This window comes from Streptomyces sp. NPDC029041 (assembly GCF_040637515.1).
Lineage (GTDB): Bacteria > Actinomycetota > Actinomycetes > Streptomycetales > Streptomycetaceae > Streptomyces.
In genome coordinates, this window is sequence record NZ_JBEZWO010000003.1 from 500,694 (window position 1) to 523,066 (window position 22,373).

16 protein-coding genes are annotated in these 22,373 nt (G+C 71.1%); 10 read left to right on the forward strand and 6 right to left on the reverse strand.

All coding sequences use genetic code 11. The features are described 5' to 3' along the window. The first annotated feature begins 31 nt into the window (after positions 1–31). The 7 genes from AB0F04_RS09535 to AB0F04_RS09565 all read left to right on the forward strand — a co-directional run bounded on the left by AB0F04_RS09535 (position 32) and on the right by AB0F04_RS09565 (position 8,109). Positions 32–721: a hypothetical protein gene (locus AB0F04_RS09535; protein ID WP_362039515.1), complete on the forward strand. Its 690-nt coding sequence runs from the start codon at positions 32–34 to the stop codon at positions 719–721. 352 nt (positions 722–1,073) lie between these two features. After that, positions 1,074–2,105, forward strand: a complete 1,032-nt coding sequence (gene glnII / locus AB0F04_RS09540; RefSeq protein WP_351647011.1) for a glutamine synthetase — start codon at positions 1,074–1,076, stop codon at positions 2,103–2,105. A 551-nt stretch (positions 2,106–2,656) separates the two neighbouring features. After that, positions 2,657–3,247: a winged helix-turn-helix domain-containing protein gene (locus AB0F04_RS09545; RefSeq protein WP_362039517.1), complete on the forward strand. Its 591-nt coding sequence runs from the start codon at positions 2,657–2,659 to the stop codon at positions 3,245–3,247. Between the two features lie 84 nt (positions 3,248–3,331). Further along, positions 3,332–4,342 carry an SDR family oxidoreductase gene (locus AB0F04_RS09550; protein ID WP_362039519.1) on the forward strand — a complete coding sequence of 337 codons (1,011 nt, stop codon included), beginning with the start codon at positions 3,332–3,334 and terminating at the stop codon, positions 4,340–4,342. Positions 4,343–4,438: 96 nt separating this feature from the next. After that, complete coding sequence (locus AB0F04_RS09555; protein WP_362039520.1) at positions 4,439–5,698, forward strand: sensor histidine kinase; 1,260 nt, start codon at positions 4,439–4,441, stop codon at positions 5,696–5,698. After that, positions 5,689–6,342, forward strand: coding sequence for a response regulator transcription factor (locus AB0F04_RS09560; RefSeq protein ID WP_053672018.1), 654 nt, complete (start codon positions 5,689–5,691; stop codon positions 6,340–6,342). The genes AB0F04_RS09555 and AB0F04_RS09560 overlap by 10 nt, the downstream gene beginning before the upstream one ends. Positions 6,343–6,546: 204 nt before the next feature. Continuing rightward, positions 6,547–8,109 (forward strand): DUF1996 domain-containing protein, encoded by a 1,563-nt coding sequence (locus AB0F04_RS09565; protein ID WP_362039523.1) that lies wholly within the window; start codon positions 6,547–6,549, stop codon positions 8,107–8,109. 74 nt (positions 8,110–8,183) lie between these two features. Here the strand turns inward: AB0F04_RS09565 and AB0F04_RS09570 are convergent, their stop codons facing one another. Next, positions 8,184–8,639, reverse strand: coding sequence for a hypothetical protein (locus AB0F04_RS09570; protein ID WP_362039525.1), 456 nt, complete (start codon positions 8,637–8,639; stop codon positions 8,184–8,186). A gap of 163 nt (positions 8,640–8,802) precedes the next feature. Between AB0F04_RS09570 and AB0F04_RS09575 the strand changes: the two genes are divergently transcribed. The 3 genes from AB0F04_RS09575 (at position 8,803) to AB0F04_RS09585 (ending at position 12,085) form a co-directional block, all read left to right on the forward strand. Beyond that, positions 8,803–9,330, forward strand: coding sequence for a tetratricopeptide repeat protein (locus AB0F04_RS09575; RefSeq protein WP_362039528.1), 528 nt, complete (start codon positions 8,803–8,805; stop codon positions 9,328–9,330). 47 nt (positions 9,331–9,377) lie between these two features. Beyond that, on the forward strand, positions 9,378–11,300 hold the full coding sequence (locus AB0F04_RS09580; protein ID WP_362039530.1) for a hypothetical protein: 1,923 nt from the start codon (positions 9,378–9,380) through the stop codon (positions 11,298–11,300). Positions 11,301–11,395: 95 nt separating this feature from the next. Beyond that, positions 11,396–12,085, forward strand: coding sequence for a TetR/AcrR family transcriptional regulator (locus AB0F04_RS09585; RefSeq protein ID WP_362039532.1), 690 nt, complete (start codon positions 11,396–11,398; stop codon positions 12,083–12,085). A gap of 6 nt (positions 12,086–12,091) precedes the next feature. On the opposite strand, the gene AB0F04_RS09590 is transcribed toward AB0F04_RS09585, so the two are convergent. From AB0F04_RS09590 to AB0F04_RS09610, 5 genes are all read right to left on the reverse strand, one after another. Beyond that, positions 12,092–12,448: a 5-carboxymethyl-2-hydroxymuconate Delta-isomerase gene (locus AB0F04_RS09590; protein ID WP_362039535.1), complete on the reverse strand. Its 357-nt coding sequence runs from the start codon at positions 12,446–12,448 to the stop codon at positions 12,092–12,094. Positions 12,449–12,537: 89 nt separating this feature from the next. Next, positions 12,538–17,934, reverse strand: coding sequence for a pullulanase-type alpha-1,6-glucosidase (pulA, locus tag AB0F04_RS09595; protein ID WP_362039537.1), 5,397 nt, complete (start codon positions 17,932–17,934; stop codon positions 12,538–12,540). Between the two features lie 115 nt (positions 17,935–18,049). Further along, positions 18,050–19,423 carry an alpha-amylase family protein gene (locus AB0F04_RS09600; protein ID WP_362039539.1) on the reverse strand — a complete coding sequence of 458 codons (1,374 nt, stop codon included), beginning with the start codon at positions 19,421–19,423 and terminating at the stop codon, positions 18,050–18,052. Between the two features lie 119 nt (positions 19,424–19,542). Next, on the reverse strand, positions 19,543–21,252 hold the full coding sequence (locus AB0F04_RS09605; RefSeq protein WP_362039801.1) for a glycoside hydrolase family 13 protein: 1,710 nt from the start codon (positions 21,250–21,252) through the stop codon (positions 19,543–19,545). A 199-nt stretch (positions 21,253–21,451) separates the two neighbouring features. Continuing rightward, positions 21,452–22,360, reverse strand: coding sequence for a carbohydrate ABC transporter permease (locus AB0F04_RS09610; protein ID WP_362039541.1), 909 nt, complete (start codon positions 22,358–22,360; stop codon positions 21,452–21,454). Between the last annotated feature and the right edge of the window lie 13 nt (positions 22,361–22,373).

The window sequence follows — 22,373 nt, forward strand, 5'->3', positions numbered from 1 at the left end:
GTACGCTCCCCTACCTCTTCAGGAGGCGCGCATGTCGCGTAGGAGAACTCTCGGTCCGAAGAAGAAGATCGCACTGCTGGTGAGCGCGGCGACGGTGGCGGGAGGCGGGGCCTTCGTCATGGCCAGCACGTCGAACGCGGCGCCGCCGACCCCCAAGTCGGCGTCGGAGTCGACGGTCTGCCTGGGCCTCGCCACCGCCCTCGGCAACAACCAGAAGTTCATCGCGGACCAGCGGGCCAACCCGGACGCGCAGTCCGAGGCGCGGATCGCCAACCGCGAGGCGGTCGTCGCGGAGATCAAGCGGAAGCAGGAGGCGTCGGGGTGCGCCGTCGGGGAGTCGGCTCAGGACTCCCAGACCGCGCAGCCGTCGCAGCCCGCCGACGCGGCCCAGCCGCCCGCGGCCTCGGCCGAGCCGTCGCAGCCCGCCGAGTCCGCCCCCGCGGGCGACGCCGGGGGCGGTGCCGCCGCCTCCGGGCAGCAGGTGTGCAACGGCTCCACGGTCACGCTCTCCGGCGAGGGCGGTGCGCCCGCCGCGTCCAGCAACCAGTTCCCGGCCGGCACGAAGCTGAAGGTCACCAACCTGGACAACGACAAGTCCACGACGGTGGAGGTCACTTCGGTCTCCGGCAGCTGTGCGCTGCTCAACAACGCGGCCTTCGAACAGGTCCGTGAGCCCGGCAAGTTCCTGATCCGCCGGGCCCTGATCGAGAAGGTGGGGTGAGGCTCTACGGCCGAGTGAGTCGATGAGGCGGCGGCCACCCCCTCGGCCGCCCCCTCGTACGTGTCACCGGTCCTGCCGCTCCCGGCCGGGGGCGGCAGGACCGGCGCGTGCGGGCCGTGCGACACCGGTCACCGGCTTGACGGAGGGGAGCCGGTGACCGGCGCCGCACCCGTGAAACACCCTCACGGCGTGAAGTGCGGCACAGCATGCCCAGGTAACACGGGGTTCACATGAGAGCAATGGACGGGAAATCGCCTGTTGTCAGGCTGCCGGGCAGCAGACGCGGCGCACCGGTGCCGCTGCGCCGCACGCACCCGCGATACGCGCCCAGACACACCCGAGGATGTGGCCCGTGACCTTCAAGGCTGAGTACATCTGGATCGACGGCACCGAGCCGACGGCCAAACTGCGTTCCAAGACCAAGATCATCACGGGTTCTCCCGCCGGTCTCGACGCGCTGCCGATCTGGGGCTTCGACGGGTCGTCGACCAACCAGGCCGAGGGCCACTCCTCGGACTGCGTCCTCAAGCCGGTCTTCTCCTGCCCCGACCCGATCCGCGGCGGCGACGACATCCTGGTGCTGTGCGAGGTCCTGAACATCGACCTCACCCCCCACGCCAGCAACACCCGTGCGGCGCTGGCCGAGGTCGCGGAGAAGTTCGCGGCGCAGGAGCCGATCTTCGGCATCGAGCAGGAGTACACGTTCTTCAAGGACGGCTACCCGCTCGGCTTCCCCAAGGGCGGCTTCCCGGCCCCGCAGGGCGGCTACTACTGCGGTGTCGGCGCGGACGAGATCTTCGGCCGTGACGTCGTCGAGGCGCACCTGGACAACTGCCTGAAGGCCGGTCTGGCGATCTCCGGCATCAACGCCGAGGTCATGCCCGGCCAGTGGGAGTTCCAGGTCGGTCCGGTCTCCCCGCTGGAGGTCTCCGACCACCTGTGGGTGGCCCGCTGGCTGCTCTACCGCACCGCCGAGGACTTCGACGTCGCCGCCACCCTCGACCCCAAGCCGGTCAAGGGCGACTGGAACGGCGCCGGTGCGCACACCAACTTCTCCACCAAGGCGATGCGCGAGAGCTACGACGCGATCATCACCGCCGCCGAGTCGCTCGGCGAGGGCTCCAAGCCGCTCGACCACGTCAAGAACTACGGCGCCGGCATCGACGACCGCCTCACCGGCCTGCACGAGACCGCCCCGTGGAACGAGTACTCCTACGGCGTCTCCAACCGCGGCGCCTCGGTTCGTATCCCCTGGCAGGTCGAGAAGGACGGCAAGGGCTACATCGAGGACCGCCGCCCGAACGCCAACGTCGACCCGTACGTGGTGACGCGTCTGCTCGTCGACACCTGCTGCTCGGCGCTGGAGAAGGCCGGCCAGGTCTGACCCGGCCCGTTGTTCCGCGCAGGGGCGCTCACCGTTCGCGGTGGGCGCCCCCGTTCGTCTGCCGCGCCGTCGTGGCTTGTCGCGCAGTTCCCCGCGCCCCTGACGGTGCGCGGTTGTCCCATTCGTCTGCCGCGACTCCGTGGCTCGTCGCGCAGTTCCCCGCGCCCCTGACGGGGCACCCGGTTGTCCCATTCGTCTGCCGCGACTCCGTGGCTCGTCGCGCAGTCCCTCGCGCCCCCTGACGGTGCGCGGGTGTCCAAGCAGTGAGAGAAGGGTCCCGATGCGGGATCAGCTCTGCTTCAATGGGGTCATGGCCAGCTACCGGAAGTGCGTCGCGACGGGTCGTCATGACCTCGAGCCCTTCTGGCCTTCCCGCCAGGACCACGACTTCGACCGGGTGTGTTGCCGCGCGATGAACGCGCCGGCCCTCTAAAGCCGTACACCCCGGCCTTCGGCCAGCGCGCACCGCGTACGTCCCTCGGCGAGCCCGACCACGCATCGCGGCCGTCGACCTCCCCGACGAACTCCTCGCGCGAAAGAGCTGACCTCTCATGGCGACCACTCGTTCCCTGTCCACCGCCGCCCCTCTCACCACCCCCGCGCCGCACGGCCCCCGGCACCGGCTGCGTGCCGTCGACCGGGACGAGGTGGTCACGGTCGCGGACCTGCTGCCGCCCGGTGCCACCTGGCTCCCGGCCCCGCAGCACACCCTGCCCACCCTGCCGGGGCAGCCGCCGATGATCGGCTACCTGGTGCTCGTCCCGGCCGACCAGCAGCCGCCGTTCCCGGTGGCGGTCCCCGACCTGCCGCAGGCCGACGGCCGGCAGCCCGTCGCCGAGCCGGCCGTCGAGCCGGTGATCCGGGTCGACACCGTGCAGCGCACCGCCCGGGTGGCCGGACAGCCGCTCGACCTCACCTACCTGGAGTTCGAGCTGCTGGCACACCTGGTCGCGCACCCGGGCCGGGTGCACACCCGCGACCAGCTGGTCGGCACGGTGTGGGGCTACGGACATGTCGGCGACGGCCGCACGGTCGACGTCCACATCGCCCGCCTGCGCCGCAAGCTGGGCGTGGAGCACCGCGACACGATCCGCACGGTGCGCCGCGTGGGCTACAAGTACGTGCCGCCGACGGGACACTGACACCCGCGGGCGGCCAGGGGCACTCCGTCTGCTGACAGCAGATCCCCGTTCCGGCCCCTCGCCCGACCGGGCAGAGTCAGCGGCATGAGGCTTCTGATGCTGGGCGGTACGGAGTTCGTGGGGCGGGCCGTCGTGGAGGCGGCGCTGGAGCGGGGCTGGGACGTGACCGTCTTCCACCGGGGGCGGCACGAGGCCCCGCCGGGCGCGCGGTCGCTGCTCGGTGACCGCACCGCGCCCGGCGGCCTGGCCGCCCTGGCCGACGACCCGGGCGAGTGGGACGTCGTCGTGGACACCTGGTCGGCGGCGCCCCGCGCGGTGCTGGACACGGCGCGGCTGCTGCGGGGCCGCGCCGGCCGGTACGTGTACGTGTCGAGCTGCTCGGTGTACGCGTGGGTCCGGCCGGCCAGGTTCGACGAGGACGCGCCGTTGGTGGAGGGGGCGTCGGCCGACGCGGAGCAGACCGACTACCCGCGGGACAAGCGGGGCGGTGAACTGGCCGTGCTGGACGCCTTCGGCGTGGACCGGTCGGTGCTCGTGCGGGCCGGGCTGATCCTCGGCCCGTACGAGAACATCGGCCGGTTGCCCTGGTGGCTGGGCCGCACGGCGCGCGGCGGTCCGGTGCTGGCGCCGGGCCCGCGTGAGCTGCCCCTGCAGTACGTGGACGTCCGTGACCTTGCCGAGTGGATCCTGCTCGCGGCCGAGCAGGAGCTGAGCGGACCGTACAACCTGGTCAGTCCGCAGGGGCACACCACCATGGGCGCGCTGCTCGACGCCTGCGTGCGGGTCACCGGCGGCGTGGCCGAACTGCGTTGGACCGAGCCCGCGGTGATCCTGGAGGCGGGCATCGAGCCGTGGACCGAGCTGCCGGTATGGGTGCCGCCGGGCAGCGACCTGTACGAGGCCCTGCACAGCGCGGAGGTCTCCCGGGCGGTCGGGGCCGGGCTGGTCTGCCGGCCGGTCGAGGAGACGGTGGCGGACACCTGGCGGTGGCTCCAAGGCGTCGGGGGCGTGGCACCCCAGCGCCCGGACCGGCCGCGCTCGGGCCTCGACCCGGAGGTGGAGGCGAAGGTCCTCGCGTCCGGAACCCGCGCGTGAACACCGCGTGTTCGCCGCCGGGGTGTACGTAGCACCACCCCCGGGCCGGGTGCCCGGCCCCGTGACCGGGCACGTCCGCCCGGCGAGACTGACGCCATGACAACGGACACGAAGAACGGCACCGGGCGGACGACAGGGCGGGGCATCGGGCTCGCCGCGGTGCGGGGGCTCGCGCTGGCCCTCGTCTCACTGCCGGGGGCGGTGCTGTGCTTCTGCCTGTCCCTGGTGTCGATCGCACTCATCCCGGTCGGGGTCGGGATCGTCACCACGCCGTACGTGCTGGAGGGGGTACGGGCGTTCGCGAACGCGCGGCGGGTGCTCGCGGCGGAGTGGGGCGGGGTGCGCATCCCCCCGGCGTACCGGCCGCTGCCGCAGGACGCCAACCCCTGGGCGCGCACCTTCGGGATGCTGCGCGACCCGGCGACCTGGCGGGACCTGCGGTGGCTGCCGGTCGACATGACCGCCGGGTTCGTCACCGCGCTGCTGCCGGCGGTGCTGCTGCTCTATCCGCTGGAGGGGTTCGCGCTCGCGCTCGGGCTGTGGCGGGTCTTCCCCGACGGCTACTGGTACGGGTTCGTACCGGTCACCGGGCAGGCGTCCGCGTTCGGTGCGGCGGCCCTGGCCCTGGTGCTGCTGTTCCTCGCGCACTTCTGGACCCCCCGTCTGCTGGGCGTCCACTTCCGGCTCACCCGGGCCGTGCTCGGCGGCAGCCAGAGGGAACTGGCCGAGCGGGTGCGGGTGCTGACCGAGACGCGGCGCGACGCCGTCGACACCTCCGCCGCCGAACTGCGGCGCATCGAGCGGGACCTGCACGACGGGGCGCAGGCCAGGCTGGTCGCCGTCGGCATGGACCTGGGCACCATCGAGGCGCTCCTCGACAAGGACCCGGACCAGGCGAAGAAGCTGATCGCGCGGACTCGCGCCTCCTCGGTGGAGGCCCTGGCCGAGCTGCGCGAGCTGGTGCGCGGCATCCATCCGCCGGTCCTCGCCGAACGCGGCCTGGGCGACGCCGTGCGGGCACTGGCGCTGCGGCTGCCGGTGGCCACCGAGGTGAGCGTGGATCTGCCCGGGCGGGCGGAGGCGCCGGTGGAGTCGGCCGCGTACTTCGCCGTGAGCGAGCTGCTCACCAACGCCGTGAAGCACTCGGGCGGCGACCGGATCTGGGTGGACCTGCACCGGGCGGACGGCATGCTGCGGGCGACCGTCACGGACAACGGCAAGGGCGGTGCGGTGACCGGGGCCGGTTCGGGGCTGGCCGGGGTCGAGCGGCGGCTGGGTACATTCGACGGCGTCCTGGCCGTCAGCAGCCCCGCGGGCGGCCCCACCATGGTCACCGTGGAGATCCCTTGCGCGTAGTCCTGGCCGAAGACCTCTTCCTGCTGCGCGACGGACTCGTCCGGCTGCTGCAGGCGCACGGCTTCGAGATCGCGGCGGCCGTCGGGACCGGGCCCGAACTGGCCGCCGCGCTGGCCGAGCTGGACCCGGACGTCGCCGTCGTCGACGTGCGCCTGCCGCCCACCCAGACCGACGAGGGCCTGCAGTGCGCGCTCGACGCCCGCAGGAAGCGGCCCGGCCTGCCGGTGCTGGTGCTCTCCCAGCACGTGGAGCAGCTGTACGCGCGCGAGCTGCTCGCCGACGGCACCGGCGGGGTCGGTTATCTGCTGAAGGACCGGGTGTTCGACGCCGACCAGTTCGTGGACGCGGTACGGCGGGTCGCCGCCGGGGGTACGGCGATGGATCCGCAGGTCATCCAGCAGCTGCTGGCGCGGCGTTCGGGCGAGGACCGGCCGCTGGCGCGGCTGACGCCCCGGGAGCGGGAGGTGCTGGAGCTGATGGCGCAGGGCCGGTCCAACGCGGCGATCGCCGGGAAGCTGGTCGTGACGGAACGGGCGATCGCCAAGCACACCGCCAACATCTTCGCCAAACTGGGGCTGGAGGTCTCGGACGACGACAACCGCCGCGTGCTGGCGGTTCTGGCGTATCTCGACCACGGCCGGTGAAACCGGACCGGCGTCTTCACCCCCGGTGGGGGATCAACAACTGCCGGTGCGCAAGGGGCTGTTGATGACGCGCGGTCCGCACGAATCTCGCATCAATTTCCGGGACCTCTGAACACCCGTGGGACGCCCTGCGTATGGAAGGGAGCCGCTTCACTCCTGTCGGGCGCCTCGAATGCCCCCGAAAAAGGAAGTCAGAGGAGTTCCATGGGACGCAACACAAGAAAACGCCGTACGCCGCTGGCCACCAAGGCCATTGCCGCATCGGCGGCCCTAGCGCTCGGTGGGGGCGGGCTGATCTGGGCAAACTTCTACGCCTCGGCGCACGAGGAGAACTCGGCGAACCAGACGAAGTCCGCGGGCGCACAGATCGCCACGATCCAGTGCCCGGACGTGGGACAGAAGCTGACCGATGTGCCGGACGGCGCTCGCCAGGGGGTGGACAAGGAGCTGGCCAACCTCGACAAGCAGATCAGCGAGGCCTACACCCGTCTCGCCTCCACGCGTCAGGCCCAGGCCGGTGACGCGAGCTTCGTCGACAACGCCATCCTCGGCCCGCTGAAGTCGAAGCGCGTCGCGGTCATCGACCGGATCGGCATCAACATCCGGCGGGTGGGCGGTCAGGCCCCGGGCAACCTCGAGCAGCTGGCCGCGTGCAAGGGCATGGCCGCCGAGGCCAACACCAACGACGGCCAGGCCGGCGGGGGCCAGAACAACGACGGCCAGAACAATGACGGCCAGAACAACGACGGTGGCCAGGACCAGGGCGGTCAGGACCAGGGCGGTCAGGACCAGGGCCAGGACAACGGCGGGCAGGACCAGGGCGGCAACGGCGGGCAGGCCGGCAACGGCCCGGCGGCGAACGACTTCATCAAGATCGAGGACGTCCAGCCCAACTCCCGCAACCTGCCGAACGGCCTCCCCGCGAACGGCGACGGCGGTTCCACGGGCACGTTCACCACGGAGTGCGGCACCAACGAGAACGAGAACCGCAACTCGGACAACGTGATCGTGGCGCCGGGTGTCTCCAACGGTGCGCAGCACCAGCACGACTACGTCGGCAACCAGAGCAACAACGCCTTCGCGAGCGACGAGGACCTGGCGAACGCCCAGACCACCTGCCAGAACCAGGGCGACAAGTCCTCCTACTTCTGGCCGGTCCTGCGGATCCAGGACGGTTCGGACGACATCGACGCCGGTCAGCCCGGCGGTGGCCAGGACGGCAACGTCGGCAAGATCGTCGAGCCGGCCGAGGCCCAGCTGAAGTTCGTCGGCAACCGCACCAGCGACGTCGTCGCGATGCCGAAGGCCCTGCGCATCATCACCGGTGACGCCAAGTCCACCACCAACGGCCTGAACAACGCCAACACCTCCTGGAGCTGCACCGGCTTCGAGGACCGTCAGGTGACGGACAAGTACCCGCTCTGCCCCGAGGGCAGCTCCGTGGTGCGGACGTCCAACTTCCAGAGCTGCTGGGACGGCCAGAACATCGACAGCGCCAACCACCGCACCCACGTCGACTTCGTCGAGGCGGACGGCAGCTGCTCGAACGGCTTCAAGGCCATCCCCCAGCTCCAGGTCCGCCTGGTCTACGACGTACAGGCGCCGCAGATCAACAACGGGCAGGTGCAGAACGCCTTCGCGGTGGACTCTTTCCCGGAGCAGCTGCACAAGGCGATCACCGACCACAACGACTTCATCAACTTCTTCGACGAGAACCTGATGAACAAGATGGTCCAGTGCATCAACGACGGCCAGGACTGCCAGTAGTCCTGAACCGGTAACGCAGAAGGCCGGCGGTGGGAGTTCCCACCGCCGGCCTTCTGCCGCTCCGCCCCGCGGGCTCAGCCGTGATGGCTGCTGCCGCCGCCGCTATGGCCGTTCTTGTTGTGGCTGCCGCCCGGGTTCATGTGCTCGGAACCCTCCTCCATGGTCCCGCCGAGCGTGCCCTGCAGCGCCGTGACCGTCTTCTGCTGGCCGACGGCCACCCACTTGCGGCCGACGAGGTAGTAACCGCCGTAGTCCTTGGCGCTGTTCAGCCACTCGCGCTGGCCGCGGTCCGTGGAGAAGGTCGCCAGGACGTACTTCTCCTTGCCCTTCTTGCACAGCGCCTGGCGGATGGTGTCCGCGTCGGTCTGCATGTTCGGCTTGCAGTCGGCCTCGGCGGCGATGTGCTCCAGGCTGCCGCTCACCTCCTTCGGAACGGCCGCCGCGTCCTTGCCGCCGGATCCGCCGCAGCCGGCCAGCGCCAGTATCGCCACCGCGCCGCTCAGCGCGAGCATCGGTCGGGTCACCCTCATCTGTTCCTCCGGTCCTTGTCGGCACGGTCCCTGTCACGGCACGATCCGGACGCATGCCGCACCGAGCCCCCGGCAAGAGGCTCTCGCCCTCGATACGGCTGCGGAGCCCGCCGTGCTCAAAATCCCGCTGCCACGGTGTGCACGCGTGTGCGAGGGTGTCCGGGTGGATCAGGACTGGGAAGACCGTGTGGCCGCCCTCTGGGACCGTTTCGACGACTACGCCGAGACGGAGGAGGGCGAGGCCCGCTTCCGCGCCGACGTCGACGCCCTCGTCGCCGAGCTGCCCGGGGGCAGTCCGCTCGGCCCGTTCGAGCAGGCCTGCGCCTGGGACTCGACCGGCCGCTCCGACAAGGCGGTCCCGCTGTACGAGGAGGCACTGGCGAACGGGCTGGGAGACGTCAGCCCCTACAAGGCACGCCGGACGAAGATCCAGCTGGCCAGCTCGCTGCGGAACACCGGCCGGGCCGAAGAGGGCGTCGCACTGCTGACGCCCGAGCTTCTCGCCCCGTCCGACGAGCTGGACGACCCCGTACGCGCGACCCTCGCGCTGTGTCTGTCGAGCCTCGGCCGTGACCGGGAGGCACTCGCGCTGGCCCTGGGCGCCCTGGCCCCGCACCTGCCGCGCTACCAGCGGTCCATGGCGAACTACGCCCGGCTGCTCGTGGAACCCGGGGCACACCCGGGGGCGTGACGCCCGCGGCCAGGTGACCAACCAACGATTCGCTCGTTCTGCTGAACGTGCAGTCACAGGATGTCGCCCAGCGCCCCGCACCCTCCTCCCCCGCCGGCCCGGTCGTCGACGTCGAGCAGGCCGAGGCCGCGCTCGTCGAGCACTACCCGCGGCTCGTCCGGCTGGCCTACCTGGTCCTGCCGCCCGGGCTGGGCCGCAGCCGCCGTGTCCTGACCGCACACGCCCTCACCCAGCGGGCCCTGCCCCGCAACCGCACGCCGTCCCCGGTGATCCCGGCGCAGTCCACAGGGCGGGACGGCGACCCCGGCTACGCCCTGGTCCGTCTCCAGGTCCTGCGCACGGCGCTGGAGGCGGGGCTGCCGCTGAAGGCGAAGGCCTGGCCCAAGCGGGCCCAGCTGCCTCCGCTGCTGCCGCACGTGTGGGGCCTGAAGCTGTTCCCGCGCTCCGGCGGCGCCGACGAACTCGCCCTGGACCAGCGGCTGTCCACCCTGTCCGGCCCGGCCCGGGCCGCCTACGCGCTGCGCGGTCTGGAGCGGCTCACGGACGACGGGGTGTGCGAGGTCCTCGCCGCCGCGGGCGCCGCCGACCCGGAGGGCGCGGTGCTGGAGGCCGACGGCGTCCCCGCCCAGTACGGGCTGCTCGACTCCCCCGAGTTCGACCCCTGCTCACTCCAGGCCCGCCCCACCGACCTGATGCGCCGCCGCCAGCACCTGAAGGCCGCGCTGGCCGCCGGTGCCGCCCTGCTGGTGTGCGGGGCCCTGCTCGGCCTGCCCGGTGAGGGCTGGGGCCCCGACGGCGCCGCGGCACCCCCGTATGCGCGGAACCCGGCCGCGCAGGCCGCCCTGGACCCGGCGAAGCTGACCCGGGTCCCGCCCACGGCCTGGCGCAGCTCGGCGCGCACCGACTTCTCGGTATGGCCGGCCCGCGGCGACCGCACCGGCGACAAGGCCCTGCTGCGCCGTGCCCTGGCCGTGTGGGCCCGCCCCGGCGAGACGGTCCAGGTGTCGGCGACCCCCGGCACCCTCTCCGGGGGCCCCGCCGGCCCGCCCCAGCTGCTGTACGCGGGGACGGTCGACGCGGCGCGCGTGGTGATCCTCTACGACGGTCTGCGCATCGTCCGGTACGCCGAGCCGACGGACGGCACGCAGGGCGCCGCCCTCGACCTCGCCCGGGTGGACGGGGCCGGCCGGGCCGAGGCGGGCGCGGTGGTCCTCGGCCGGTCCGACGGCAACGTCCGCTACCTGACGGCCCCCTGGGTGCGGAAGGCCGGCGAGCGGGACCTGATGAAGCCGCGCTCCGGCGCGATGCCCCTTCCGCTCACCGGCGGTGTGGCCGCGCCGCTGGCCAGCCCGGCCCTGCGGTCCGGCCCCTGCACCTCGTGGAACGTGCTGCAGGTGACCGACGGCGGCGGGACCCGGCTGCTGACCGACCTGGGCGAACTGGTCCCGGCCCGGCTCACCACCGGGCGGCCGGGCTCCCCGGCCGAGGTGTCCGGGGCCGCGGCGCTGCACACCTGGAAGCCGTTCGCCTGCTCGCTGGGCACGATGCGCTCGGCAGGGGTGCGGAGCGTCAACGCCTGGGCGTTCAACGAACAGCCGCTGCCCGACGCGAGCGGCTCGGCGGCGTGGGTGTGCACACGGGCCGAGACCTGGCGCGGCGGCGGGGCGCGGGTGCTGGCGCAGTTCCACACTCCGGGCGGGGCGTACGGCGCGGCGGCGGCGCAGGCCGAGAACGTCCCCGCCTGCGGGGCGCGGGACCCGTATGTGCTGGCCGGGGTGCTGTGGAAGTCGAAGGCCGGCGACTGGTACCTGCTGGCCGCCGGCAGCCGGAAGACGGCGTCGGTCCGGGCGACGGGCGCAGTGAACGGGGAAGCTCGGGGCAGCCTGCTGACCGTCCCGGCCGAGCGGGGGGCCAGGGCTCAGCTCAAGGGGACCCTGAAGGACGGGCGTTCGCTGCGCGGACTGCGCTGACCGGGGGCGTGTCGCCGGCCCGTGCGGAGAGGCCGGTGGAACCCGGCGATCGATCCGGCCCGTTCGAGGCCGGAATCGATCGGTAAGGTGTTCGCATGACTACCGGGGTTCGCCGCAGAATGGGAGTCGAGGAGCGACGGCAGCAGTTGATCGGCGTCGCCCTCGAACTGTTCAGCCGCCGCTCGCCCGACGAGGTCTCCATCGACGAGATAGCGTCGGCCGCGGGTATCTCACGCCCGCTGGTCTACCACTACTTCCCCGGCAAACTCAGCCTGTACGAGGCCGCGTTGCAGCGCGCCTCGGACGATCTGGCGGCCCGTTTCGTGGAGCCGCACGAGGGTCCGCTGGGGGCGCGGCTGCTGCGCGTGATGCACCGCTACTTCGACTTCGTGGACGAGCACGGGCCCGGGTTCTCCGCCCTGATGCGCGGCGGTCCGGCCGTCGGCTCCTCGACGACCAACGCGCTCGTCGACTCCGTACGGCAGGCCGCGTATGTCCAGATCCTTTCGCACCTGGGCGTGACCGATCCGCCCGCGCGCCTCGAACTGGTCGTCCGTTCCTGGATCTCGCTCGCCGAGTCGACGGCGCTGATCTGGCTGGACGGCCGGCGCATCCCGCGCGAGGAGCTGGAGCCGCAGCTCGTCAACGACTTCGCCGCGCTCGCCGCCGTCAGCGCCGCCTACGACGAGGAGATGGCGGAGCTGCTGCGCGGCGCACTCGAGGACGAACCGGCCGACGGCCCGTTCGCGTACCTGGTCGGCCGGCTCATCGCGCTGGCGGGATGATCCGGCTCAGCTCTCGTACTTCGCGTACGACGGATCCAGGTCGCGGACCTCGGCGGAGGCGTGCAGGGCGAGAGGGGCGGCGGGCTTCACGTGGTTCCGCACGAGCTCCAGCGCGGCCTCGGTGAGCCGGGCCTTGGTCTCGTCGGTGCGGCCGGCGAGCAGCGCGATATGGACGTGGACGTGGGCGTGCCCCTCGGTCTCCGGACCGACCACGATGTCCTCGGTCGGGCGGAACCTGGTCTTGCAGGCGGGCGGCTTGGCGGCCGCGATCTCGACCGTCGCCTCGTGCAGCGCCTTGGCGAATCCGGGCCGGTCGAAGCCGTCGGCGAGGTCGGCGGAATAGTCGACGGTGATCTGCGGCATCAGCACTCCTGTTCCCGTTCGGTGTGCTCACCCTAGCCGCGGGCGGGGCGGGCCGCCGGTCGCGGTCCGCCCCGCCCGCACCGGGTGGACTACCCCGCGGTCCGGGTGAAGACCGCGACCGTGCGCGCCGGCACGGCGAAGGTGCCGGAGTCCTGCGCGTAGGCGGCGGACTTCACGGTGGCGTCCGCGCCCGCCGCCTGCACCGGGTGCAGCCGGTAGCCGGTCCCGGCGAGTGCGGACACGCGCTGCTCCTGGCGTTCGGGCGTGGCGTTGAAGACGACGACGAGGTCACCGAGGCGCATGGTGATGACGCCGGGCGTCTCGTCCGTGCCGGACAGCGGGAAGGAGAGCCGGGACTGCACCTGCGCCGCGGTGCCGAGGGAGAAGTCCTTCTCGGTGCTCCGGATCCGCAGCAGGTCGCGGTAGGCGGCCGAGGTGCCCTCGATCTGCTCGCAGCCCACCTTGACGGTGCTCAGCAGGGGCTTGGCGTACGGCCACTTGTCGGTGTTGTCGGCCGCCATGGGCAGGCCGCGGCCGAAGCCGTTGCCGTCCTCGCACCTCCAGTGGACGGCGTTGAACCAGTCGCCGCTGTCGTAGGAGTTGCGGTCCAGGGACTTGGAGCGCAGCAGGTCGGTGCCGGCCTGGGAGAGGGCCGGGCCCTGGGAGAGGGTGGCCGTCGCCATGGCGAGGACCTGCATCCGGGCCCGGTCGGACGCGCCGGTCGTGGCGGGCAGCTTGAAGGCGAGCGCGTCGAACAGGGACTCGTTGTCGTGCGCGTCGGCGTAGGCGAGGGCGTCTCCCGGGGCGTCGGCGTATCCGGCGGGGGCGCCGTTGTAGTCGACGTCGGAGCCCTTGACCTCCTTGCCGCCGGTGTCGGTGAACCGGTAGCCCGCGAGGTTGCCGGAGAGGCCGACCTTGATGAGGTCCTGGTAGTGCAGGAGCCTGGCCTTCTGCTCGGCGGGCGTGCCGTTGCTCTTGGAGGAGTTGGGGTCGGTGTACAGGCCGGAGGCGAAGCCCTGGACGCCGGGGTCCTCGTCGAAGGGGCCGCCGCCGCGGACGGCGTCACGGGCCCGGTCGGAGAAGGTGGCGATGCCGGTGCCGGCCATGTTCTTCTGCGTGGCCTGGACGAACCGGGCGTCGTCGGCGACCTCGCCGAAGTTCCAGCCCTCACCGTAGAGGATGATCTTCTTGCCGTCGACGCCGTCCTTCGCGAGGGTCAGCTCGTCCAGGGCCTTGCGCACGGCCAGGATGTTGGCCTTCGGGTGGTGGCCCATGAGGTCGAAGCGGAAGCCGTCGACCTTGTACTCCTTGGCCCAGGTGACGATCGAGTCGACGACCAGTTTGCCCATCATGGCGTTCTCGGTGGCCGTGTTGGCGCAGCAGGTGCTGTTGGCGACGGAGCCGTTGGCGAGGAGCCGCTGGTAGTAGCCGGGCACGATCCGGTCCAGGACGGAGGTGCCGGCCTGGCCGCTGGCGGCGGTGTGGTTGTAGACGACGTCCATGACGACCCGCAGCCCGTCGTCGTTGAGGGCCTTGACCATCCTGCGGAACTCGACCGTGCGGGCGGTGCCGTCCGGGTCGGTGGCGTAGGAGCCCTCGGGGACGGTGTAGTGGTACGGGTCGTAGCCCCAGTTGTAGGCGTCCTTCGCGGCGGTCTTCCCGACGCACTCCTGTTGCCGCTCGGAGTCGGCCGGGAAGGACGCCAGGTCGCAGTCGGGCTTCGCCTGGTCGGTCTTCCTCTCCGGGATGGTGGCGATGTCGAACGCCGGCAGGAGATGGACGTACGAGGTGCCCGCCTTCGCGAGCTCACGCAGGTGCTTGCTGCCGTCGCTCGCCTTGTCGGTGAAGGCGAGGTAGGTGCCGGGGTTCTTCGCCGTGCGGTCCTCGACGGAGAAGTCCCGGATGTGCAGCTCCTGGATCTGGGCGTCCCGCAGCGGCACGGCCCTGGGCTTGGTGTACGACGACCAGCCGGCCGGCTTGAGGGCCTTGTCGTCCAGGTCGACGACGAGGCCGCGCTCGGAGTCGGCGGTGAGGGCGAGGGCGTAGGGGTCGGTGACCTTGTTGGTGACGACCTGGCGGACGCCGGGCGCCCAGACCTTCACGACGTACCGGTAGGGCTTGCCCTTCCAGGACGCCGGGCCGGTGACGGACCAGACGCCGGTGGCGCTGTCGCGGCGCATGGCGACGGCCTTGCCGTCGAGTTCCAGGGCGACGGACTGCGCGGTCGGCGCCCACACGGACAGGGTGGGGCGGCCCTGGGAGAAGGCGGGCCCCAGGTCGGCCTCGGTGGCGCCGGGGTACAGGTCGTCGAGGACTCCGGCGATCTGGACGCCGGTGGCCGCGAGCACCGCGCCGTTGGCAGCTCGCTGCGTGGCGACGATTTGGCCGCGCAGGGCCTCACGGACCCGGTGGCGGTCACGGGGGTCGACGGTCCAGGCGTCGTACGCCTTCAGGTGCGGGAACTTCGCCTTCTGGGCGTCGGTGAGCTCGCTCTTCGCCAGGCGCAGCCACGTGGCGTCGCCGGTCAGGGCGCCGTCCTCGGCCTTGATCGAACCGTCCCGGGAGGACAGCAGCTGGGTGGACGCGGCGGCTTCGGAGCCGTTCCAGGCGAGGGTGTTCCGGTCGATCCAGACCGCCTTGGAGGTGGTCAGGTCGAGGGCGGCGGCACTGCCCGCGGGCTGCGGGAGCAGGTACTTCTCCTGGCCGCTCACCAGCCACACCTCGTGGCCGTTCGCCTTGAGGTCGAGCGACTGGTCGGTGGGCAGGTCCTTCTCGTCGCCCTTGTGGAGGATGTAGCTGAGACTGGTGGCACCCTCGGTGAGCGGCACCTCGAAGACAGCGCCATAGGAGTCAGTCTTCACCGGCTTCAGGGGGTTCGACCAGTCGGTGGGGTTCGCGGCGCCGGTCCACACGTGCAGACCCCAGCCGTCGTAGGCGCCGTCGGCCCGGTGGTAGTGCAGGACGGCCTTGGACGTGTCGGGCGCCGGGTAGTCGGGCCGTTCGGTGGTGACGGTGTCCTTGCCCTGCTCGATCCAGGTCTCGCCGGTCTTGGTGACGTCGATCGAGCGGTCGGTGGAGACGTCCTTGGTGCCGTCCTTGTCGATGACGAGGAAGCCGACGTTCGAGGCGCCGGGCTTGAGCTTGACCCAGGCGAAGGCGCCGTAGGCGTCCCGGCCGGTGAAGGGATGGCTCGCGGGCCACTCGGTGGCCTCGCCCTCGGCGAGGTCGCCCCAGGCGTACAGGCCCCAGTCGGCGTAGTCGCCGTCGGTGCGCTTGTAGTGGACGATCGCGTAGTCGCGGGAGGAGGCGGTGGGCGGCTCGGGGGCGGGCGGGGTGCCGGTGACGGAGGCGGCCAGGGCGCTCGCGGTGCGGCCGGCCGAGTCGACCACGACGGCCTTGTAGCGCAGGGCCGTGCCGGGGGCGACGTTCTTCCCGATGGTGTGGGTGACCTTGTACGGGGCGTGGTCGGCGGAGCCGAGGACCTGCCACGTGCCGCTGCCGGTCTGCGCGGCGAAGACGACCCGGTTGAGCTGCCCGCCCGCCACGTCGGCGCTGAGTTCGACCGTGCCGGTGGCTCCGGCCTCCGGCGCCTTCAGGGTGAGGGTCGGTGCGGTGGCGGGCTCGGTGAGCTTTCCGGATGCCTTGAGGACGATGGCCGAACCGGCCGGGACGGTGACTGTGAGCTTCTTGTCGCCGTCGCTCGTCCGGGCTGCGTCGGTGCCGTACAGGCCTTCGAAGGTCATGCGGGCCGAGCCCGTCGGGAAGGTCGCGGTCTTCTTCTCTCCCGCGTTGTTGAAGGCGACGACGTACTCGGTGCCGGTCTTGGCGTCGGTGCGGGAGAAGGCGTAGACGCCGGGGCCGTCGGCCGCGTACCGCTCCTGCTGGACGCCGTCGGTGAGGGCCGGGTGGGCCTTGCGGAGCCCCGCGAGGGTGCTGATCTGCCGGTAGAGGGGCGCCTTGGTGTCGTAGGCGTCCTCGGCGTGGGTGCGGCCGGTGCCGATGCGGTCGTCGTCGAGGTAGTCGGCGGTGCGTGAGGCGAACATCGTCTGCCGGGCGTCCTTGTCGCCGCCCGGGCCGGTGAAGCCCTGTTCGTCGCCGTAGTAGACGACGGGGTTGCCGCGGCTGAGGAACATCAGCTCGTTGGCGAGCTCGTCCTTGGCGAGGATCTCGGCGTCGGTGGCCTTGGGGTTGTCCTGCTTGAGGAACGACCCGATGCGGCCCATGTCGTGGTTGCCGAGGAAGGTGACCTGCTCGTAGGCGTTGGCCTTGGCGGTCGTGTACTTGTAGTCGTCGCCGAAGACCCTCGCGAGCGTGCGGGCGCTGCCGCCCTGGGAGGCGTACTGGCGGGCCGCCTCCTGGAAGGGGAAGTCGAGGGTGGCGTCGAGCCGGCCCTGGGTGACGTACGGGGCGGTGATGTCGGTGTCGGCCGAGTAGACCTCGCCGAACATGAAGAAGTCGTCCCGGCCCTGCCGCGCGGCGTAGGCGTCGAGGGCGGTGGCCCACTGCGTCCAGAACTCCATGTTCACGTGCTTCACGGTGTCGATCCGGAAGCCGTCGACGTCGAAGTCCCGCACCCAGCGCTGGTAGATCCGCTCCATGCCCCGCACGACCTCGGGCCGCTCGGTCCACAGGTCGTCGAGCCCGGAGAAGTCGCCGTGGGTGGAGCTCTCACCGGCGAAGGTGGAGTCGCCGCGGTTGTGGTACATCGTCGGGTCGTTGAGCCACGACGGCACCTTGTTCTTCCCGGTGACCACCGGGGTGCGCGGGAAGGAGTCCCGGTCGACCGCGGGGAAGCGGCGCCGCCCGTCGGCGTAGTCGGCGTCGTCGAAGGGCACGCCGTCCTTCGTCAGGTACGGGAAGGCGCCCTTGGAGAGGTAGTCGTAGGACTTCTCCTCGTAGTCGACGACATCGGCGGTGTGGTTGGTGATGACGTCGAAGAAGACCTTCATGCCCTTGGCGTGGGCCTTGTCGATGAGGTTCTCGAGGTCCTCGTTGGTGCCGAAGTGCGGGTCGACCTGGGTGAAGTCGGTGATCCAGTAGCCGTGGTAGCCGGCGGAGGCGTTGGCCCCGGTGCCCTGCACGGGCCGGTTCTTGAAGAGGGGGGCCATCCACAGGGCGGTGGTGCCCAGGCCCTTGATGTAGTCGAGCTTCTTGGTCAGGCCCTTGAGGTCGCCGCCCTGGTAGAAGCCCTTGTCGGTGGGGTCGTAGCCGGTGGCGAGGCGCGAGCCGGTCAGGCCGCCCTTGTCGTTGCGCGGGTCGCCGTTGGCGAAACGATCCGGCAGGACGAAGTAGAACTGTTCGCGGGTGGCGTCGTGCCGGGCGGGCTGGGCCGCCAGCCTGGCGTCGGAGGGGGGCGGAGGCGGTGTGCCGGCCCGCGCCGCGAGGGGCTGGACGAGCGCTGCGGCCAGCGCGGTCACGGTGACCGCAGCGACCCGTCCGGCATGGGTGGTTCGGCGCCTCGACGGCGTCGGCCATCTCGGTATCACAGATGGGCTCCTTGCGATTACGGCTCTTCGGGTCCGACCCCGCGCGACCGTATCGCCGCCGCAACACTTACAGCAAGAGGCTTGAAACCATCGGAAAAAACTTTCAGTCGGCCGCTCAGCAGCTCGACTTGCCCGCGTAGACCGCCAGGGCCGTGTTCGCGCCCAGGGTGGCCGTGAGCTGCCCGCCGGAGTTCACCGTCAGGGTCCTGTTGTTCTGCACATCGCAGTACGTCCCCGCAGGCAACGACGTCTGATACGTACGGCTCAGCGAGCCCGACTCGTGGTTGATGGCCACGAAGCCCTTGTTCCCACGGCCGAAGGCGATGGCGTCGCCGCCGTTGTCCCACCAGTCCGTGACGGCCTGGTCCCGGGTGGCGTTGCGGAAGGCCACCATGGACTTGATCTCGGGCCAGTTGTGCTGGCACTTCCAGCCGTCCTGCCAGCAGGCGTTCACCGCACCGCCGTTGGGCGGACCCGCATCCGTGTCGGAGAACTCGTATCCGGAGTTGACGTCGGGGGCGCCGTAGGGCCAGGCCAGCATGAAGACGTTGGCCAGGGTGTAGTTCGCCCCGTCCTTGTAACTGAGGGTCGAGCCGTTGCGCTCGGTGTCGTGGTTGTCGACGAAGACACCGGAGACGCCGCTGTTCATGTAGCCCCAGCCCTCGCCGTAGTTCTTCAGGTAGGCGAGGTTCTCGTTGTTGAAGACCCTCTTGAGGTCGTAGGCGTAGCGGAACTCCTGGACGTCGCCGTTACTCGTGTACTCGGTGGGCTGGACGGCCTCACCGGCGCCGTATATGACCTCCTGCTTCCAGTACACCGAGGGGTTCGACAGCCGCGACTTGACGTTCGCCAGGTCGGCCGCGTCGATGTGCTTGGCCGCGTCGACGCGGAAGCCGTCGACGCCGAGGGAGAGCAGGTCGTTCAGGTACCCGGCGATCGCGCCGCGGACATGGCTCTCGCCCGTGTCGAGGTCGGCGAGACCGACCAGTTCGCAGTGCTGGACGTTCCAGCGGTCCCGGTAGTCGCCGATCCGGCTGGTGCAGTCGTCGAAGTCGAACGACGAGTACAGGCCGGGGTAGGTGTACTTGCTGTACGACGAGCCGCCGGTGCCGGTGCCGCTGCCCGCCGACATGTGGTTGACGACGGCGTCCACGACGACCTTCACACCGGCCGCGTGGCAGGTGTTCACCATGTTCCGGAACGCCGCGCGGTCGCCGAGCCGGCCGGCGATCTTGTAGCTGACCGGCTGGTACGAGGTCCACCACTGCGGGCCCTGTATGTGCTCGGCGGGTGGGGAGACCTGGACGGAGCCGTAACCGGCGGGCCCGAGGGTGGTGGTGCACTCGCGGGCGACCGAGGCGAAGTTCCACTCGAAGAGGACGGCGGTGACGTCCTTGGTGCCAGGTGGGGAGGCCTGCGCATCAGTCGGGTGCATGACAACCGAAGCGGCTGCGAGCGCGACGGCGGAGGCGAGGTATCTGCGTGCCATGTGGGGCTTCCTTCTTCGTTGAAGGTTCTTGCAGCAAGGTTCAGAAACCTTGCGGTGACGCAGATAGTAGAGGCCCGCCGCCCGAAAGGGCAGCGGGCCGTACGGAATTCAAAGGAAAATCAGGCGCGGGCCTCGGCGGTCGCGGTGGTCGCCGTGGTCCACCACACCGTCGTGTCGGCCGGCACCTTCGCCTCGTCGTCGACCTGCACGATCTCGCCACTCGCGACCAGGACCCGGCCGTACGCCGGCATCGCCACCGACTCGCCCGTGGTGTTGGCGACGCACACGAACTCCCCGCGGCGGAAGGCCAGCACGCCCTCGGGTGCCCGCAGCCATTCCACGGACGTACCGGCGCCGAGGTCGGGCCGCTCGCGGCGCACGGCGAGCGCGGCCCGGTACAGCTCCAGGGTCGAACCGGGCTCGCCGGTCTGCGCCTCGACGCTCAGCTCGCCCCAGCCCTCCGGCTGCGGCAGCCAGCTGCCGCCGTCACCGAAGCCGTACGACGAACCCGTCCGGGTCCACGGGATCGGCACCCGGCAGCCGTCGCGGAAGCCGTCCTGGCCCGCGCCCCGGAAGTACGCCGGGTCCTGCCGCACCTCGTCCGGCAGGTCGACGACGTCCGGAAGGCCGAGCTCCTCGCCCTGGTAGACGTACGCCGAGCCGGGCAGCGCCAGCATGAGCAGGCTCGCGGCCCTGGCCCTGCGCAGCCCCAGGGCCCGGTCGCCGGCCAGGCGGATCTGGGTGCCCAGACCGGGCGGGTTGGCGAAGCGGGTGGCGTGCCGGGTCACGTCGTGGTTGGACAGCACCCAGGTGGCGGGGGCGCCGACCGGGCGCATGGCCTCCAGGGTGCGGTCGATGACCTCGCGCATCTCCTCGGCGTCCCAGTGGGTGCTGAGGTACTGGAAATTGAAGGCCTGGTGCAGCTCGTCGGGACGGACGTAGTTCGCGGTGCGCTCGATGGTCGGGGTCCAGGCCTCGGCGACGAAGATGCGTTCGCCCGCATACTCGTCGAGGATCAGCCGCCACTGCCGGTAGATCTCGTGCACGCCGTCCTGGTCGAAGAACGGCATGACATCGTTGCCCAGCAGTTTCACCTGGTCGTGGGATCCAAGGTCGGGCAATCCTTCCGCCTTCACCAGGCCGTGGGCCACGTCGACCCGGAAGCCGTCGACGCCCATGTCCAGCCAGAAGCGCAGGATGGAGCGGAACTCGTCGCCGACCGCCGGGTGCTCCCAGTTGAAGTCGGGCTGCTCCGGGGCGAAGAGGTGCAGGTACCACTCGCCGGGCGTGCCGTCGGGTTCGGTGACCCGGGTCCAGGCCGGGCCGCCGAAGATCGACTCCCAGTCGTTGGGCGGCAGTTCGCCGTTGTCGCCCTTGCCGGGACGGAAGTGGTAGCGGTCCCGCAGGGAGGAGCCCGGCCCCTCGGCGACGGCCCGCTTGAACCACTCGTGCTGGTCGGAGGAGTGGTTCGGGACGAGGTCGACGATGATCCTCAGGCCCAGCCGGTGGGCGTCGCGGATCAGCGCGTCGGCGTCCAGCAGGTTCCCGAACATGGGGTCGACGGCACGGTAGTCGGCCACGTCGTAGCCGGCGTCGGCCTGCGGCGAGGCGTAGAAGGGGCTGAGCCACACGGCGTCCACGCCGAGGTCGCGCAGGTACGGCAGACGGGTGCGGACACCCTCCAGGTCGCCCATGCCGTCACCGTTGCTGTCGGCGAAGCTGCGCGGGTACACCTGGTAGATCACCGCGTCCCGCCACCAGTCGCGGCGCTTGGCCACGGCGACGGCGGACGCGGGGGTGGGGGCAGGTGCGGCTGAGTGCTGGCTCATGTCGTCCTTGATGCGTAACAGGAGGTCGGTCATGGAAGCGTGGGTGGGGAGATGAGGGCGGCCGCGGTACAGCGGGGTCGGATGGGCACCGCAGCCGCCCACCCCGCGCCCCGTCAGGGGCGCGGGACTCTATCGATCTGCGGCTCCGCCGCGTGGCGCGACCAGCCACGACGAACCCGCGGCCGATCACTCGCGACGGTCACCCCTTCGTGCCGCCGGCCGTCAGTCCGGTCACCAGGTTCTTCTGCACCAGGTAGAAGAACAGGGCAGCCGGTATCGCGATCAGCACGGCCGTCGCAGCCATCAGGTTGCGCTGCGCGTCGTGCTCGCTCACGAACGTCTGCAGACCGACGGCGAAGGTGTAGTTGTCGTCGCTCAGCATGAACGTCGAGGCGAACGCGACCTCACCGAAGGCCGTGAGGAAGCTGTAGAACGCCGCGACCGCGAGGCCCGGCTTGGCGAGCGGCAGGATGAGCCGCGCGAACGTGCCGAAGGGGGTCAGCCCGTCGACGCGCCCCGCCTCGTCGATCTCGAACGGGATGGTGTCGAAATAGCCCTTCATCAGCCAGGCGCAGTACGGCACGATCGTGGTGCAGTTGACAAGGATGAGACCAAGGTAGCTGTCGATGAGCTGCAGATCCGAGAGGATCTGGTACATCGGCACGATCAGTACCGCGATGGGGAACATCTGGGTGACCAGCAGCACCCACATCAGCTTCCGGTAGCCGGGGAACCGCATGCGGGAGACCGCGTAGCCGGTGGACGCGGCGACGACGACGCCGATCAGCGTCGTGCCCAGCACCACGACCAGCGTGCTCTTCAGCCAGTCGAAGAAGCCGGTGTCCTGCAGGACGAACGCGTAGTTGTCGAACGTCATCTTGCCCCAGATGCGCCCGGGGTGGAGGTAGTCGTCCTTGTCCGGGCCGAGGGACAGGAAGAGCAGCCAGGCGATCGGGAAGAGCGCGGCCAGGCTGGCGGCGATCAGCACGGCGTGCGAGGCGAGGGAGGCTCCGAGACCGCGCTCGCCTCGACCGCGGACCTTGCCGGGTGCGTTCGCGGGGCGCCGCTCGCCGGCCGGGGCCGGGCTCTCGACGGTGGTCGTACTCATGGGGAACTCCTGC

Bases quoted from the DNA above. Each gene is read 5' to 3' on its own strand.
- AB0F04_RS09535 (WP_362039515.1), top strand. From the start codon at position 32: ATGTCGCGTAGGAGAACTCTCGGTCCGAAGAAGAAGATCGCACTGCTG.
- AB0F04_RS09545 (WP_362039517.1), top strand. From the start codon at position 2,657: ATGGCGACCACTCGTTCCCTGTCCACCGCCGCCCCTCTCACCACCCCC.
- AB0F04_RS09550 (WP_362039519.1), top strand. From the start codon at position 3,332: ATGAGGCTTCTGATGCTGGGCGGTACGGAGTTCGTGGGGCGGGCCGTC.
- AB0F04_RS09555 (WP_362039520.1), top strand. From the start codon at position 4,439: ATGACAACGGACACGAAGAACGGCACCGGGCGGACGACAGGGCGGGGC.
- AB0F04_RS09565 (WP_362039523.1), top strand. From the start codon at position 6,547: ATGGGACGCAACACAAGAAAACGCCGTACGCCGCTGGCCACCAAGGCC.
- AB0F04_RS09570 (WP_362039525.1), bottom strand. From the start codon at position 8,639: ATGAGGGTGACCCGACCGATGCTCGCGCTGAGCGGCGCGGTGGCGATA.
- AB0F04_RS09585 (WP_362039532.1), top strand. From the start codon at position 11,396: ATGACTACCGGGGTTCGCCGCAGAATGGGAGTCGAGGAGCGACGGCAG.
- AB0F04_RS09590 (WP_362039535.1), bottom strand. From the start codon at position 12,448: ATGCCGCAGATCACCGTCGACTATTCCGCCGACCTCGCCGACGGCTTC.
- AB0F04_RS09600 (WP_362039539.1), bottom strand. From the start codon at position 19,423: ATGGCACGCAGATACCTCGCCTCCGCCGTCGCGCTCGCAGCCGCTTCG.
- AB0F04_RS09605 (WP_362039801.1), bottom strand. From the start codon at position 21,252: ATGAGCCAGCACTCAGCCGCACCTGCCCCCACCCCCGCGTCCGCCGTC.
- AB0F04_RS09610 (WP_362039541.1), bottom strand. From the start codon at position 22,360: ATGAGTACGACCACCGTCGAGAGCCCGGCCCCGGCCGGCGAGCGGCGC.